The sequence below is a fragment of the Thermostichus sp. OS-CIW-32 genome, assembly GCF_054060415.1.
In genome coordinates, this window is the sequence record NZ_JBSSDD010000017.1 from 1 (window position 1) to 15,143 (window position 15,143).

The 15,143-nt window shown below is 58.3% G+C and carries 14 protein-coding genes and 1 pseudogene; 7 read left to right on the forward strand and 8 right to left on the reverse strand.

Going from position 1 to position 15,143, the window contains the following annotated elements:
• Nucleotides 1–94, forward strand: a pseudogene (locus ACVWY8_RS12965) (photosystem II protein D2); the annotation flags it as partial.
• A 126-nt stretch (nt 95–220) separates the two neighbouring features.
• On the opposite strand, the gene ACVWY8_RS12970 reads toward ACVWY8_RS12965, so the two are convergent.
• From ACVWY8_RS12970 to ACVWY8_RS12995, 6 genes are all read right to left on the reverse strand, one after another.
• A complete protein-coding gene (locus ACVWY8_RS12970; RefSeq protein ID WP_414374890.1) occupies nt 221–784 on the reverse strand; it encodes a shikimate kinase in 564 nt (187 codons plus the stop codon).
• 11 nt (nt 785–795) lie between these two features.
• Nucleotides 796–1,434, reverse strand: coding sequence for a riboflavin synthase (locus tag ACVWY8_RS12975; RefSeq protein ID WP_414332173.1), 639 nt, complete (start codon nt 1,432–1,434; stop codon nt 796–798).
• A gap of 12 nt (nt 1,435–1,446) precedes the next feature.
• Nucleotides 1,447–3,144, reverse strand: coding sequence for an ABC transporter ATP-binding protein (locus tag ACVWY8_RS12980; RefSeq protein WP_414332172.1), 1,698 nt, complete (start codon nt 3,142–3,144; stop codon nt 1,447–1,449).
• A gap of 604 nt (nt 3,145–3,748) precedes the next feature.
• On the reverse strand, nt 3,749–4,990 hold the full coding sequence (locus tag ACVWY8_RS12985) for a response regulator (RefSeq protein WP_414358223.1): 1,242 nt from the start codon (nt 4,988–4,990) through the stop codon (nt 3,749–3,751).
• A gap of 256 nt (nt 4,991–5,246) precedes the next feature.
• Nucleotides 5,247–5,981 (reverse strand): ribonuclease PH, encoded by a 735-nt coding sequence (gene rph, locus ACVWY8_RS12990; RefSeq protein ID WP_011433341.1) that lies wholly within the window; start codon nt 5,979–5,981, stop codon nt 5,247–5,249.
• Nucleotides 5,982–6,324: 343 nt separating this feature from the next.
• Nucleotides 6,325–7,077, reverse strand: coding sequence for a DUF561 domain-containing protein (locus ACVWY8_RS12995; protein ID WP_457395467.1), 753 nt, complete (start codon nt 7,075–7,077; stop codon nt 6,325–6,327).
• A gap of 194 nt (nt 7,078–7,271) precedes the next feature.
• Between ACVWY8_RS12995 and speB the strand changes: the two genes are divergently transcribed.
• From speB to proC, 5 genes are all read left to right on the forward strand, one after another.
• The gene (speB, locus tag ACVWY8_RS13000) at nt 7,272–8,195 is read left to right on the forward strand and encodes an agmatinase (protein WP_457395470.1); all 924 of its coding nucleotides are present in this window, start codon (nt 7,272–7,274) and stop codon (nt 8,193–8,195) included.
• A gap of 72 nt (nt 8,196–8,267) precedes the next feature.
• Entirely contained in the window at nt 8,268–9,116 is an 849-nt protein-coding gene (locus ACVWY8_RS13005; protein WP_011433345.1) for a prohibitin family protein, read from the forward strand.
• 103 nt (nt 9,117–9,219) lie between these two features.
• Nucleotides 9,220–9,903, forward strand: a complete 684-nt coding sequence (locus tag ACVWY8_RS13010; RefSeq protein WP_457395473.1) for a YggS family pyridoxal phosphate-dependent enzyme — start codon at nt 9,220–9,222, stop codon at nt 9,901–9,903.
• A gap of 578 nt (nt 9,904–10,481) precedes the next feature.
• A complete protein-coding gene (locus tag ACVWY8_RS13015) occupies nt 10,482–11,057 on the forward strand; it encodes a cell division protein SepF (RefSeq protein WP_011433347.1) in 576 nt (191 codons plus the stop codon).
• Nucleotides 11,058–11,062: 5 nt separating this feature from the next.
• On the forward strand, nt 11,063–11,866 hold the full coding sequence (gene proC, locus ACVWY8_RS13020; RefSeq protein ID WP_457395475.1) for a pyrroline-5-carboxylate reductase: 804 nt from the start codon (nt 11,063–11,065) through the stop codon (nt 11,864–11,866).
• Here the strand turns inward: proC and ACVWY8_RS13025 are convergent.
• A complete protein-coding gene (locus ACVWY8_RS13025) occupies nt 11,863–13,080 on the reverse strand; it encodes an NAD(P)/FAD-dependent oxidoreductase (protein ID WP_011433349.1) in 1,218 nt (405 codons plus the stop codon). The genes proC and ACVWY8_RS13025 overlap by 4 nt on opposite strands.
• Before the next feature lie 140 nt (nt 13,081–13,220).
• The gene (gene ruvX, locus ACVWY8_RS13030) at nt 13,221–13,733 is read right to left on the reverse strand and encodes a Holliday junction resolvase RuvX (RefSeq protein WP_457395477.1); all 513 of its coding nucleotides are present in this window, start codon (nt 13,731–13,733) and stop codon (nt 13,221–13,223) included.
• Nucleotides 13,734–13,827: 94 nt separating this feature from the next.
• On the opposite strand from ruvX, the gene ahcY reads away from it, so the two are divergent.
• Entirely contained in the window at nt 13,828–15,108 is a 1,281-nt protein-coding gene (ahcY, locus tag ACVWY8_RS13035; RefSeq protein WP_457395479.1) for an adenosylhomocysteinase, read from the forward strand.
• The last annotated feature ends 35 nt before the right edge of the window (nt 15,109–15,143 follow it).

Here is a 15,143-nt window from a genome sequence, read left to right on the forward strand (position 1 = left end):
CGAGGGGATTCGGGCGTGGATGGCGCCGCAGGACCAGCCCCATGAGCGCTTTGAGTTCCCTGAAGAAGTCCTCCCCCGCGGCAATGCGCTCTAAAGGAAGCTACCCTGGCTGCGTCAGGGATCCGCTCCCGGCGAATCTTGAGTAATCCACTTGAGTATTGAAGAGTTCAGGGATCCCCCAAGGGATCCCTTTTTGTTTTTTGTAATGGGCATGAGGTGGCTAGGAAGGGATCCCGTCTCGCAAGCGGGCGCGAATGGCTTGCCAGATCTGTTCAACCAACTGGGGCGGGCTGGTTTCTGACCGGATGGGCACCCGCACATCGGCTTGGGCGTAGAACGGCTCTCGCTCTTGCATCAGCTTGTACAGGGCAGCTTGGGGGTCGGGGGTTTGCAGCAGGGGGCGTTGGCCGGGATCCCGCTTGAGCCGCTGCCAAATCAGCTCGGGGGTCGCATCCAGCCAAACGGTGAGGCCATGGTGCAAGTAGCTCCAATTTTTGGGGCGCAACACAATGCCGCCGCCTGTGGCGATCACCAACCGGGTGTAGCTGCTCAACTGGGCCAACACCTGCGTCTCCAGATCCCGGAAGTAGGCTTCCCCATGCTCGGCGAAGATCTGAGCGATGGAAGAACCCCCCACCTGCTCCACCAGACCATCGGTGTCGAAAAATTGAAAGCGCAACTGGGCTGCCAGCTCCGATCCCACGGTGGATTTGCCGCTGCCCATCATCCCAATGAGATAAACATTTACGCCGCGCAGGCGCTCAACTTCCTCGGGGTGGATCATGGGAAAGGTACCTAGATATAGCCATGCTCGGCCAGAAACTCCAGAGAAACGCTGCTCTCGGGGGGCAGCAAGCCCAGCAATTTTTCCACATACTTGCCCAAAATATCCGCCTCTATGTTGACGGGATCCCCAACTTGGAGCTGAGAAAGGTTGGTCTCGCGGTAGGTTTGGGGGATCACAGCCACCTTGAACCAGCAGCCCCCTTGGCGCACCTCAGCAATGGTCAAGCTCACCCCATTCACCGCCACGCTGCCCTTGGGTACGATGTAACGCCCGATCTCTTCGGGAACCTTGAAGCTCAGCTCCCAGGCGTTGCCAGTGGCGGCTTGATCCCACAGTTGCCCCACCCCATCGATATGGCCGCTGACAAAATGCCCCCCTAACTTGTCTCCTACCCGCAGCGCCGGTTCCAGGTTGACTGTGCGCGGGCCGAGGGATCCCTGGCCCCAAGTCGAGCGCCGCAGGGTTTCCGGCGAAACATCGGCCAAAAATCCATCGGGCAGAATCTCCACCACCGTCAGGCAAAGGCCGTCCACCGCCACGCTATCTCCATAGGCCAACTGAGGTTGCAACCGGGGACAGGTAACCCGTAGCTGTGAAGAATTGATCAACTGGGCTGTGCCCAAACTTCGAACCAGACCCGTAAACATTGCTTTGGCTCCTTAGGTTTTGCCGGCTGCCTTTTTGGCTTTCTGTTTTTCTCGCTCTTTGGCTCGTTTTTCGGCAGCGATTCGCTCTTGTCGGGCTTTCTCTTTCTCTTCAGCGATCTTTTCTAGATAGTAGTGATAGTTGCCCTGGTAGGCGACCAACTCTCCGTTGCGAATCTCTACAATCTTGTTGGCCACTTTTGAGATAAAGTAGCGGTCGTGAGAAACAAGGATCACCGTGCCATCGTAATGCTGTAAAGCTTCTTCCAGCATCTCTTTGGCCGGGATATCTAAGTGGTTGGTGGGCTCATCCAAAATCAGTAGGTTGGCCGGCTGAAGTAGCATTTTCGCCAACGCCAAGCGGGCTTTTTCTCCCCCGCTCAAAGCCGCTACTTTCTTAAAAACGGCGTCGCCGCTGAACAAAAAGCGACCCAACAGCGTGCGCACTTCTTCGTTTTTCCAGTCGGGCACTTCGTCATGGATGGTGTCCAAGACGGTTTTGCTCAGATCCAAAGCCTCTGCTTGATTTTGCTCGAAGTAGGCAGGGATCACATTGTGTGCTCCCAATTTCACAGATCCCTCGGTAGGTTGCTCTAGGCCGGTGATAAGACGCAGCAGGGTGGATTTTCCTGCCCCATTGGGCCCCAGAAAGGCGACGCGATCCCCACGCTCGATCAACAGCTCCGCACCCAAAAACAAAATCTTATCTCCATAAATGTGCGTCAAATTCTCGATCTTCACCACCTCGCGACCACTGCGGGGAGCAGGGGGAAAGCGAAACTTGAGGGTACGCACGTCGCCAATGGGCGCTTCGACCCGCTCGATCTTTTCCAGTTGTTTTTCGCGGCTTTTGGCCTGAGTGCTGCGGGTGGCACTGGCCCGGAAGCGATCGATGAAAGTTTGTTGCCTTTCAATTTCCTTTTGCTGACGTTCGTAGGCAGCTTGTTGTGCCTCTCGCCGTTCAGCTTTTTGGAGTAGGTATTGAGAATAGTTACCCAAGTATGTCGTAGAAACTCCTCGCTCCGTCTCCACAATTTGGGTGCAAAGCCGATCCAAAAACTCTCGATCATGAGAAACAATCACCATGGGGATCGTCAAGCTCTTGAGGTAGTTTTCCAGCCACTCAATGGTCTCCAAGTCTAGGTGGTTGGTCGGCTCATCTAGCAACATCAAATCGGGTTTTTGCAGCAGGATTTTCCCCAGGCTGATGCGCATCTGCCAGCCGCCGCTGAAGGCGCTCACCAACCGATCCCCGTCCTCCGGCTCAAACCCCATTTCCGGCAGGATTTTCTCAATACGCGCCTCCAGTTCATAGCCATGTAAACTCTCAAATTGGCGCTGTAGACGATCTAGACGGCGCAAAAGGGTTTCCAACGTGTCCGCGTCCGCCTGCTCCATCTGTTGGGTGATTTGGGCAATTTCTTGGTGAATGCGGTTTTCCTCTTGAAAGACTGTCCAGAACTCTTCTCGCACCGTTCGGGCGGGATCCACTCCAAATTCTTGGGTGAGATAGGCGATGCGCAGGTTGGCGGGGCGGATCACCTCGCCGCTGGTCGGTTCTTCTTGCCCGCAGATAATCTTGAGCTGGGTGGTCTTTCCGGCCCCGTTTACTCCCACTAGGCCGACGCGATCCCCAGGCTTAACTTCCCAGTTCACATCCTTGAGCACCTCACCGGTGGGATAGATTTTGCTAATGTGTTCCAGTCGCAGCATAATGCTCCTTGGGGATCGGGACCAATTGGAGAAGTGTGGCGTTTTCTTTACATTCTTTACTCGATTTTACGTATTCTTGGGATCCCTGTCCATGGATCCTGAGCAATTTCTGCTTGATTTCTCCCTCTCATTGATCTTGCCGGGATCCACGACAGCGTTTAATATTTCTGGTTTGCCTTCAGAAGTGCCTGCTGAACCCTGTTCGATCTTTTTTCATGTCTTCAGGGCTTGTTTGTCGGTACCCTTAGTATGGACTCTTTTGCCAGAAGCCTTGTGAGGCTTCTCTAAGGCTTAAACGACCTCTAATGCCAGCGGGGAAAAGCCAGTTCCTGAGAGAGATTGAAGTAGCCGGTCGTGATGACAATGAGGAAGGTTGATCGGATAAGTTTTCAGTGTATGGGATGCTTACTTCGTCTCTTGTTTCTGAAATCCCCGGCAACCTATTTTTCTCTTTTGGGCATGTCCTAATGAGCTATCAATCCATTGACATTAGCAGTCAGCCCAAACAAGTTATGGTCTCTTGAGTTGACTTCTTATCTAACATAAAACCTTTGTTGATTTTGACAGGAAAGCCAATGGCGACGGGGATCAACTCAGAAGGACACTACGCCTTGGCTTGATCCTCGAGGGAACGGGGGGATCCCTGAAACAGGGCAGGATGACCTGTTCTGCCTCCCTGAACCGACAGAGGATTTTGTCTGTGGGCAGGCGGCTGTTGGGCCAGAAGCCGCTTCACCTCTGCATTAAGCTGACTTTCGTTGAAGGGCTTGGTCAAGTAGGCGGTTGCCCCCGACCATTTGCCGCGGATGCGGGCCAGCAGACCATCGCGAGCGGTAACCATCAGGATGGGAAGGGACTTAAACTCTTCTAAGCTGCGCACAATGCGGCAAAGCTCTAGACCATCGATCCCCGGCATGGCGATATCCATCAACAACAGGTGGGGCCGATGCTGAAACAACAAAGGAAGCACCTCGGCGGGGTTGCCCGTTGTAATCACCTGATAGTTGGGCAAATACTGCCGTAGGATTTCCTGCATCACCACGCTGTCGTCCACCGCCAAGATGGTTATCGGGTTGTGGCGCTTGGTCTGCAGCAGCTCTTGGGGTGTTTGTAGGCTGACCAAACCTTTTTTCGCCCAGGAGGCAAAGAGATTGGCCACCTCCAGCCGATCCCGGCACAGCTTCTTGGCGATTGCTTCCAGCGACTGGCCATCTTTGGTGAGGGTGTGGAGCTTCTGTCGTTGCTCATCGGTGATGCGGTAGCGGTTGACCCGTTCCCAATTGACCACCGGCACCGCCAGCATAGTTGGGATCGCCACCTTCAAATCTGCCCAGCGATCGTGGCGCCGGGCGGCTTCTTGCAGCAGCGGCTCCAACTCAAACCCGCCAATGGGGGCCTCTTGGGCGACCTGCTCCTGCACCTCAAAGTAACAGGTGCCTGCCCGTTCGAATAGGTAGCGGTCGAAATCGGTAAGCAGGTTGAGCCACAGGGCATCTTCCAGCTCCCCCGGCTTGAGCAGGCCCAATTGCGTGATAGCCTCCAGCAGCTCAGGCAAGGAATGGTCTTTCATCAAGCGCTCTTGCACCACCGAGATGGCCCGCTGTGGCCATTCCAAGTTGAGGCGAGGAATAAAGCGGGATAGGCGTTTCAGCAGGATTTGCGTGTTGAGGGGTTGATCGGCAGAAAAAAGCAGCCTGCCGTGGTAGTAGGTCAACACCCAGGGTTCCGCACCCTCAGAGGGATCCAGTCCCTTGAGGTGAATGTGCAGATATCCAGTGGTAAACCGCCAACCTTGCTGCCTGAGCAGTGGCGCAAGTTCCTCCGAGCCGAACACAAAACGGGACATGCAGCGTTCTCCGGGCCAACTTCTTCAGGCCAAATGAGCAGCGATTCACCTCAGCCACACGCTCAAACCGTCGAAAGGAGAGCTTCAGAGAGCTCACTAGAGCTCACTTATTTTAACAACTGGCTGATCTTAGCTTTCCCGGCCATTCCTTTACAGCAAGGGAATACCGCTTTGCCAACCAGGATATACACCCATGCAATCCCATATGCAGTGCCTTGAAGGATTACCATTGCAAGGCTAGGGTCCGGCTATGGCTCTATCTTTCTAAATTGAGAGCCTGCCGTTGGGCTTGTAGCAATTCTTGGATCCCGGCTTGGGCCATCTCCAACATTTGTAGCAGTTGCGGGCGACTGAAGCAGGCGGCTTCGGCAGTGCCCTGGATCTCGATGAAGGATCCCTGCTCGTTCATAACAATGTTCATGTCCACCTCGGCTTGGCTGTCTTCCTCATAGCACAGATCCACAAGTACCTCTCCCTGCACAATTCCTACTGAAAGGGCCGCCACCTGCTGCCGCAGCGGGGATCCCTGGGCCGGATCCAGCGCCCCCTGTTTGTACAGCCAAGTGATGGCGTCGTGCAGAGCCACATAGCCCCCTGTGATCGCGGCGGTGCGCGTTCCGCCATCGGCCTGCAGCACATCGGCATCGACGGTGATGGTACGGGATCCCAGCTTGCGAAAATCCAAGGCGGCGCGCAGACTGCGCCCGATGAGCCGTTGAATCTCGGCAGTACGGCCCGATAGTTTCAACATTTCCCGCGGCTGTCGTTGTTGCGTGGCTCCGGGCAACATGCGGTACTCAGCCGTCAGCCAGCCTTGGCCGGTGTTCTGCAGAAAAGGGGGAACTTCTTCGGCCACACTGGCGGTGCAAAGGACATGGGTATGGCCGAACTTGACCAACACCGAGCCAGGGGCATAGCGGGTAAAGTGGCGCTCAAAGGAGACTGGGCGCAGTTGAGCAGCCGTGCGATTATCTGGGCGTTGCCAGCTCATGGACAGTTCAAAAAGGGATCCCTCGCATTGTCAACCATGTCTGCCCAGTGCGGCTCAGGACTTGGAATCTTTGCAGAACATGACTGGGGCGACGGTCTGACTGTGCAACGGATGCGGACGGAATTGATCTGGGAAGGCAAGGATGACAAGTAGGGCAACCGCGCCGGGTATGCCACCTCTACGCGGAAGAAAGTGAAGCACTTGTGAGCAGCAAAACTTCTAGCGGCTGATCTCAACCCTCAGCTGCCCTACTTACCTACTTATTCCCTGCTTGTCCAAGAAAATCTAAAAAAAATGCACCAGCGCACGCTGGCGCACGAGGGTCAACTTTCACCCATCAAACCTAGACAAGGGCAGGGATCCGAGATCCTCCCAAGGCCTCCACCAATGCCCGCACTTGAGCCACCATGGCCACTTCATCCTGGAGCCGGCTGACAGCTTTGCCCACCCCTACACCTGAAGCGCCGGCAGCAATGGCCAAGCGCACTGTTACCGTCGAGAGGCCGGAAGCGCAGATAACCGGTACCGAGACGACACGGCTAATTTCATAGGCGGCGGCCAGGGTGGGGGCAGCCTTCTCGATCAGGCCCAGGGATCCCCCGTGAACCGGCTCGGCACTGGTGCTGCCCTCGGTTTGGATGAGATCGGCTCCCAGATCCTCCAGTTTCTCGGCCAATTCTGCCTGTTGATTCAGAGGCAGAGTGTGGGGAACGGTTACCGACAAGAGCGTGCGGGGCAGAAGAGAGCGGGTTCGGCGGGTAAGGTCTAGGACTTCCGCTGCGGAGAAGAGGCGGCCTGAAGGGTAGAAGCTGTCGTAATTGCCGATCTCGGCCATGTCTGCTCCTGCCTGTACGGCTGCGGCCAACTGCTGCGGCTCCACCGCCGACACACAGATGGGCAGATCGATCTGGGCGCGTACCCGCTGCACCAATTCGGGGCTGGCAGCGATATCCACCCAAGTGGCCCCTCCCTGTTGGGCGGCGCGGGTGATGCTCAGAACCGACTGCAGGTCGAAGTTTTGTAGACCGCTGATGATCTTGAGGGCCCGACGTTGGGCCAGAGCGTCGAAAAGAGCAGCGTGAGAGGCAGTGGTCATAGGCTCGTCAGCTTGTGGAAAGGCAGTCTAAGAGGAGTGAAAACAAATGGCTGCTAAAACTGGGCTTGGGGAAGCCTTTGCTCAGTCTAGAGGGTTTGCCTCAATCCCACAAGGGATCCCTCTTTACCCCATCATCCCAGTCCTTTTGGCTCACCACAATTCTTCAATAGATTCAATAGAATAGGGATCCCTTCTTGCAAGCCATCATGTATCGCTCTCCCTTCCCCTTCCTGGGCCTGCCTGAGCCGGATCCGGAGATGGCCCAAGCAATTCTCCTGCCCGTCCCCTACGAGGCCACCACCTCCTATGGCAAAGGCACCGCCAAAGGCCCTCAGGCGCTGTTGCAGGCTTCTGCCTATGTGGAGATCTACGACGAGGTACGGGATCGCCAGCCAGCTCTTCACCCCGACTTCTCGGAAGAGATCTCCCGCTACTGGACGGCCCCCCCGGTGGAGTTGGAAGGTCTGGGATCTTCCGCCCAGGAGCTGGCTATGGCCGAAATCCAGCGTCGCGCTGCCGAGTGGGTGAGACCGGGGCGGTTCCTGCTTTCCATTGGTGGGGAGCACTCCATCAGCGGGCCCCTGATTGCTGCCCACCTGGCCCATTATCCGGAGCTGCACGTCCTGCAAATCGATGCCCACTGCGACCTGAGAGATAGCTACGAGGGATCCCGCTATTCCCATGCTTCTGCCATGGCCCGCGTGGTGGAGCAAGTGGGCAGCCGCCTCACCCAAGTGGGGATCCGCTCCATCTGCGCCGAAGACCGCCAGACCATTCGCGAGCGCCGTCTGCACACCTTTTTTGCCCACAGCCTGCACACCAAGCCAGCCCAGGAGTGGATCCCAGAGGTGATTGCCACCTTGGGCCCCCAGGTTTACCTGACGGTGGATGTGGATGGGCTGGATCCCGCTGTGGTGCCGGCCACCGGTACCCCCGAACCCGGCGGCTTGGGCTGGTGGGAGACGGTGGAGCTGATCCGGGTACTAGGACAGCAACGGCAAATCATCGGCGCCGATGTGGTAGAGCTGTCGGTCACGGGGGAACGGGAAACCGATCGCCGCAGCGCCTTCACGGTCGCCAAACTGGCCTATCAGATCTTGGCTGCGGCCTTGGGTTAAGCTCAAGAAGAGCTTGGCCGGCCATCCCCGGGGCACCTGTTCGAGTTCTTTAGGTTTTTGGGTAACACACCTGTGAAATCGGCCCACCCCCGTCGTCCTGCTTTTGAACTTCCCGCTTTGTCCTGGATTCCCTTGGTGGGTGGGGCATTGCTGCTGATCCTCTTGGCCACCTTGCTGCAGTGCTTGGTGGTGGTGCCTGCCGGCACACGGGCCGTGGTGTTCAACTCCCTGACGGGGCTGAAGCCGCAGCCGCTGGGAGAAGGGCTGCACCTCCTGCTGCCGCTGGTGGAAACGCCTATCTTCTACGACGTGCGCACCCAAACCTACACCATGGCCTCCCAACGCTCCGAAAACCAGGGGGATGATGCGTTGAAAGTGCTCAGCGCCGACGGCCAGCAGATCTCCCTCGATGTCTCGGTGCGCTTTCGCTTGGATCCCGACCAAGTGGCCCACCTGCACCAGACCATTGGCCCTTCCTACGTGGACAAAGTGATTCGCCCAGAGGTGCGGACGGTGGTGCGCAATGAACTGGCTTTGCACCGCGCTATCGCCGTTTTCTCGGAAGAACGCGAGCAGATCCAGGAAAATGTGGAGCGGCAGCTCTCCAGCATTTTTGCTGAGAATGACCTGATCTTGCAAAACGTGCTGCTGCGCAATGTCCGCTTCTCCGACCAATTCCAAACGGCCATCGAGCAAAAGCAAATTGCCGAGCAAGAGAAAGAGCGGGAACGCTTCCTCGTGGAAAAAGCAGAGCTGGAAAAACAACGATTGGTGATCCTGGCAGAAGGAGAAGCCCAAGCCATTCGCCTCCAGGGGGAAGCCCTGAAGCAAAACCCAGAAGTGGTGCAGTTGGACTACGCGCGCAAACTGGCGCCCGGCACCCGCGTGATCATCTCCCGACCGGATCCCTGGCAGCGGTAGCGGACAGCCCGTTGGCTCTGGGTTCTGCAAAAATCTATCCCAGAGCATTGTTGCCAATTGGAACGAGAATGGGGATAGCGATCCCCGGCCTGCTGACCTGACGATGCCCCTTGACGAGCAGCTCATCCACAGCCGCATTCAGGCCATCCGAGCCCAGATCCCAGGCCATGTGGAGATCATGGCAGTGAGCAAAGGCTACAGTGCCGACCACATCCGCGCCGCCTATCGGGCTGGGATCCGCCACTTTGGGGAGAGTCGAGTGCAAGAGGCCGCCGTCAAACAAGGGCAACTGCAAGATCTGACCGATATCGTCTGGCACTTGATCGGGCATCTGCAGACCAACAAAGTCAAACCGGCCCTCAAGCAATTTGCCTGGATTGACAGCGTCGATAGCTTGCGCCTGGCCAAGCTGATCAACCAAAAAGCCTGGGAGCTGCACCTCACCCCCAAGCTTTGCCTGCAGGTTAAATTGGCTCCGGATCCCAATAAGTTCGGCTGGCTCATCCCCGATCTGTTGCAGAGCCTCCCCGAACTGAACCAACTGCTGCAGGTGCAAATTGTGGGCCTGATGACCATTTTGCCTTTGGGCTTGAGCTCAGAGGCGGCCCTAGACCTGTTTCGCAAGCTGGCCGAACTGGCCGATTACATCCAGCGCAGCGGCTATGAACATCTGCAGGTGCACACCCTCTCCATGGGCATGTCCGACGATTACCCCCTGGCGGTGGCAGCAGGCTCTAACTTGATCCGACTGGGGCGTGCTTTGTTTGCCGACGCCGAGCGGAAATAGATGTGGCCTCTGTGAAGCTGTTAAATTGTGATTAAATTTTGTGTAAAGCCGCGAACTCCGGAGTCGCCCTGCGGGGTACCTTCGGGGCGAGAGTTTGGCTTGGCTCGATCAAAAGCGGGGGGATCCCGCCCAGGATTTGCCCTATTGGGGAAATTTTGGGGAAATTTGTAATCATTTGCGTTACTTCCGTTAACGTGGGCTCAATCCAGACGGGGAGCAGAGTTCAATCCTGCCAAACAACGGCTTGGCAAGTGAGATGACATCTTCACTTCTTCTGGGTAAACTCTAGTCGTCGAATCAATGGGGTTTTGTTAACCTACGTTAGCCCCCACCTGCTTCGGCAGCTTCCTGAGCAAACCCTGTCTCAGCCTATTGAAAGACTTTGACCGAGAATAAAAGGACGCCCCCTAGCTTGAGTGAGCCACTCAGGATCCAATCAAGAGCCTGAATCCTACGCTCGCCGTAAACCCATGACCTGTAGTGAGGATGTGCATATGAATGTCAATGGAATCTGGAGCAGGGTAAGAGATTTTGTGGGTCTGAATGATCCCGTGGACGGCCTGGAGGAGTACTCTGAAATGGAAGGGCAGGATGATTACCAACTGCTCTACGAGGGACGCCGTTCCCAACCGGCTGCTCCCCCCGAAGAGGAGGAAGTGAGTACCCTTCCGCGAGGGCGGCGGCAACGGGGAGTGGAAGCGGGGGAGGGCTCTGCCGGTCGAGAAGAGTCGCGGGGCCATCGGCGCAGTCAGCATCGGGATCGCTCAGCAGGGGGCAGTATGGGGAGCAACGTGATTGGATTACCGGGCGTAAACCCACCCACCAGTGAAGTGGTGGTGATGGAGCCGCGCAGCTTCGATGAGATGGCTCAGGTTATCCAGTACCTACGGGAGCGCAAGACGGTGATCATGAACTTGACCCTAATGGATCCCGCTGAGGCGCAGCGCTCTGTGGATTTCGTTGCCGGCGGCACCTACGCCATCGATGGCCACCAAGAGCGCATCGGAGAGAACATTTTTTTGTTCACCCCCAGCACGGTGATGGTTTCCACCCCCAGTAGCCAAGTGGTGCAGCCGCTGCAGCGCCCTTTGCAAAGCCCTACCCCCCTCTGGCCCAGCACCTATGAGCATCTGCAGGCAGTAGGTCAGCACTAGTTGCTATGGAGCGGCCACTGCTAAGTGTTATCGGGGGTGGAGCCATGGGATCCGCCCTGCTGCGGCGTTGGGTGGCTGTGGGAGTTTATCCTGCAGCTCAGATGGCTTTGCGGGAGCCTGATCTGGATAAGGCTGTGGCCCTGCAGCAGGAGCTGGGCATTCGGCTGCTGGCGGATCCCTCCCAGGCGGGAGAGTCTGAGATTTTGTTTCTGGCCGTCAAGCCACAGGTCTTCCCGACGGTGGTGGCAGAAATGGGCCAGTTGGCTGCTACAGAGCTGGTGATCTCGATTATGGCCGGGATCCCCTTGCAGCAGTTGCAGCAGGCTTTTCCCAAACAAAAGGTGGTGCGCACGATGCCCAACACGCCGGCGCTGGTGGGGGCGGGCATAACGGCCATCAGCTACGGGCCAGGGGTGACGCCTATGCAGGTGGAGCAGGTGGAGAAGCTGTTTCGCGCGGTGGGCGAGGTGGTGACGGTGGCCGAAAGCCAGATGGATGCGGTGACGGCACTTTCGGGTTCCGGGCCGGGGTATCTGGCGGTGATTCTGGAAGGGCTGATCGACGGAGGGGTACAGGTGGGGCTGCCGCGTCCCATTGCTACCCAGTTGGCCCTGCAGACCTTGGCGGGTACTGCTGCCCTCTTGCAGCAAGAAAATCTGCACCCTGCCGTTCTCAAAGACCGGGTCACCAGTCCAGGGGGGACGACCATTGCCGGGATCCAAGCCTTGGAGCAGGCGGGGGTGCGGGGAGCCCTGATGCAGGCAGTGCGAGCGGCCTACGAGCGCTCTTGCCAGTTACAGGGATCCTAGCGGGCCAGCAGCCCTTGCCACAGGGGGCGGGTGATCCAATTCCATCCCACCTTGAGCTGGTGTTCCAGTGTGGGCAGGCGCACCAAATAGGCAGTTCGCCGGGCCAAATAGCCCAGGGGGCCGGTCAGTGTGAGTCCGCCAAGGGCAGAAAGCACCGCCGTATCCACCCCCAGGCTGAGCATTTCCCCCAGAGAAAAGTAGCGAAAGGGCAAGAGAGGCCGCTCCTGGGTGAGCAAAGCCCACAGGTTCCAGGCGCAATAACCGGCCTGTTGAAAAGCCGCTTGGGCTGTGGCCGGCACCGGCTTGCCCTCCGCATCCACCACCGCTGCTGCATCTCCCAAGGCAAAGATCTCTGGGAAGGTGGGGGTTTGTAGGGTGGACAAAACCTGTAGCCGTCCCCGCTCCGTTTTGGGCAGATCCAAATTGGCAATCACCGCTGCCGGTCGGGTTCCGACAGTCCACAGCACAGCATCCACAAGATCTGTGGCGATCTCCTGGGTCTCCAGCCGTTGCAGCTGCAGATGGAAGGGAGGGGCGCCGTTCTCGCCAAGGGCCTCGATGCCCAAGACCTTGGTTTGCAACTCCACCTGCACCCGCCGTTGGGCCAGCGCCTCTTGGGCCGCCTCCCGGCTGGAGAGAGCAAAGCCGGACAAGATTTGGGATCCCAACTCGATGAGGCGGATCCGTCCCCGCCAGCCCAGCCGATCCGCCAATTTGCAGGCCAGTTCCACGCCACTGGCCCCTGCTCCTGCAATGGCCAGAGCCACAGGCTGAGCCGGATCCCGGTCTTCCAACGCCTTCAGGTGGGCGCGCAGCCGCTGAGCATCTGCCAGGGTGCGAAAGGGAAAAGCAAACTCCGCCGCTCCCGGAACGCTCTCCAGAGGGGTTTCTCCCCCCAGCGCCAGCACCAGCGCGTCGTACTCCAAGCTTTGCCCATCTTCCAGCTCCACGCGGCGGGCTTGAGGGTCAATGGCCTGGACAGATCCGCGGCGAAACTGCACCGATCCTGGGGGCAGCAGATCTTGAAAACGGGGGGCCACCTCCCAGTCTTCCATTTCTCCGGTGAGCAGCTCATAAAGCAGGGGGGCAAAGACGAACCGCTCCTGCCGATCGACCAAGGTGATCTGGGGTGGTTCTGGCCAGGGTTGCCGGCTCAGTTCCAAAGCTGTGTACAACCCGCCAAAGCCGCCCCCAAGAATGCAAATGCGATTCATGCTCGGATGGTTCACGTGACGTTATCAGACGTTATCAAAGTTGCGCGAAAGGCCCCGACTTAACAATCACACCCTGCTGATGCAGAAGGGGCAACGAGGGATGGCCCACCTTGGGCTTGAATTGATTTAAACTTTCCCGGCTAGACTTCTCCAGCGTAGTCTTTGTTGCCCCAGCTTTGCCAAGCCGGCACTTCTGACAGGGAAGCCCGTCGCTCGTCCAGCCAAGTTTGGAGAATTACCGCCGCCGACTGCTGATCGATTAAGCCCTTCTGGGCTTTGGCCGGGATCCCCGCCTCGCGCAGGTCCCACTCCGCCTGCACGGTGCTCAGGTATTCATTGACGGTAACAATGGGAAGATCCACGGCCACCTGCAAAGCGCGCACGAACCGCTGGACTTTGCGGGCCTGGGATCCCACCGACCCATCCGCCAGAAGGGGGATCCCCACCACCACCACGGTGGCCTGGCGGCGGCGGATCCACTCCTGCACTTGGGCAATATCCTCTGAGAGGGAACGGCGCTGGATCACCCCCAGGCCAGTAGCCAGCAGCCCCAGCCGATCGGAGCCGGCCACGCCAATGCGGCGGTTGCCTACATCCAGCCCCAGCGCTGAAAGGGGATCCCTTGTGGCAGAATAGTTCAGGCTTATCGACATCCTTGCTGATCTTTATGGCTGCCTGGCCCCCTTTGGGGCTTGCAGTTTCCGTTCCCCTATCCTCTCTCGATGACCCTGTTTGGAGCAACACTCGATGACCAGCGCTACCCTGTCTCTCCCGAAGCATGAAGTGAAAGATCTGAACCTCGCCCCCCTGGGCAAGCAACGGATCCAGTGGGCGGCGCGGGAGATGCCGGTGCTGGCCCAGATCCGGGAGCGCTTTGCTCAAGAAAAGCCCTTTGCCGGGCTGCGCTTGGTGGCCTGCTGCCACATTACGACCGAAACGGCCAACCTGGCCCTGGCTCTACAAGCAGGGGGGGCGGATAGCGTTCTCATTGCCAGCAATCCCCTTTCCACCCAAGACGATGTGGCCGCCAGCCTGGTGGCGGACCATGGCATTTCGGTGTTTGCCCTCAAAGGAGAAGATGTGGCCACCTACCGCCGCCATGTCCAGATTGCCCTAGATCACCGCCCCAACCTGATTATCGACGATGGCGGAGATGTGACGGCGGAGCTGGTGCAGCACCGTCAGGAGCAACTGTCGGAGCTCATCGGCACCACGGAAGAGACCACCACTGGCCTGGTGCGCCTTAGGGCCATGCTCAAGGCGGGGGTGCTCAGCTTCCCGGTGATGACCGTCAACGACGCCGAGACCAAACACCTGTTCGACAACCGCTACGGCACCGGCCAATCCACCCTGGACGGGATCCTGCGCTGTACCAACATCCTTCTGGCCGGGAAGACGGTGGTGGTGGCTGGCTACGGCTGGTGCGCCAAGGGAGTGGCCATGCGGGCCCGCGGCATGGGATCCCAGGTGATTGTCACGGAAGTCAAGCCGGTGCGGGCTCTGGAGGCGGTGATGGACGGCTTCCGGGTGATGCCGATGGAAGAAGCCGCTGCTCTGGGGGACATCTTCATCACCGTCACCGGCAACAAGCACGTGATTCGCGGCGAGCACTTCGACCGCATGAAGGATGGGGCGATGGTCTGCAACGCCGGCCACTTTGACATTGAAATCGACCTGGTGGCGCTGCAGGAGCGGTCGGTCTCCCGACAGACGGTGCGCCCCTTTGTGGAAGAATACCGTCTGCAGTCGGGCAAGTCAGTGGTGGTGCTGGGGGAAGGCCGCCTGATTAACTTGGCTGCTGCCGAAGGGCACCCCGCCAGCGTCATGGACATGAGCTTTGCCAACCAGGCCCTGGCCTGCGAATACCTGGTGAAAAACCGGGGCCGCTTGGCCCCAGGGCTTCACCCCATTCCTCTCGAGGTGGACGAGGCCATCGCCCGCCTCAAGCTCAAGGCCATGGGGATCCAAATCGACAGCCTCACTCCAGAGCAGATCGAGTACGGCAACACGTGGACTGCCGGGACTTAAGTGGGTTTTGGGAATTCAATCGGGAGCTGAGTCTG

What these genes read in the sequence shown, in the direction of transcription:
- ACVWY8_RS12970 (WP_414374890.1), bottom strand. Translation starts at nt 784, where the DNA reads ATGATCCACCCCGAGGAAGTTGAGCGCCTGCGCGGCGTAAATGTTTAT.
- rph (WP_011433341.1), bottom strand. Translation starts at nt 5,981, where the DNA reads ATGAGCTGGCAACGCCCAGATAATCGCACGGCTGCTCAACTGCGCCCA.
- proC (WP_457395475.1), top strand. Translation starts at nt 11,063, where the DNA reads ATGGAGCGGCCACTGCTAAGTGTTATCGGGGGTGGAGCCATGGGATCC.
- ACVWY8_RS12975 (WP_414332173.1), bottom strand. Translation starts at nt 1,434, where the DNA reads ATGTTTACGGGTCTGGTTCGAAGTTTGGGCACAGCCCAGTTGATCAAT.
- ACVWY8_RS12995 (WP_457395467.1), bottom strand. Translation starts at nt 7,077, where the DNA reads ATGACCACTGCCTCTCACGCTGCTCTTTTCGACGCTCTGGCCCAACGT.
- ACVWY8_RS13015 (WP_011433347.1), top strand. Translation starts at nt 10,482, where the DNA reads ATGGAAGGGCAGGATGATTACCAACTGCTCTACGAGGGACGCCGTTCC.
- ruvX (WP_457395477.1), bottom strand. Translation starts at nt 13,733, where the DNA reads ATGTCGATAAGCCTGAACTATTCTGCCACAAGGGATCCCCTTTCAGCG.
- ACVWY8_RS12985 (WP_414358223.1), bottom strand. Translation starts at nt 4,990, where the DNA reads ATGTCCCGTTTTGTGTTCGGCTCGGAGGAACTTGCGCCACTGCTCAGG.
- ACVWY8_RS12980 (WP_414332172.1), bottom strand. Translation starts at nt 3,144, where the DNA reads ATGCTGCGACTGGAACACATTAGCAAAATCTATCCCACCGGTGAGGTG.
- ACVWY8_RS13010 (WP_457395473.1), top strand. Translation starts at nt 9,220, where the DNA reads ATGCCCCTTGACGAGCAGCTCATCCACAGCCGCATTCAGGCCATCCGA.
- ACVWY8_RS13025 (WP_011433349.1), bottom strand. Translation starts at nt 13,080, where the DNA reads ATGAATCGCATTTGCATTCTTGGGGGCGGCTTTGGCGGGTTGTACACA.
- ahcY (WP_457395479.1), top strand. Translation starts at nt 13,828, where the DNA reads ATGACCAGCGCTACCCTGTCTCTCCCGAAGCATGAAGTGAAAGATCTG.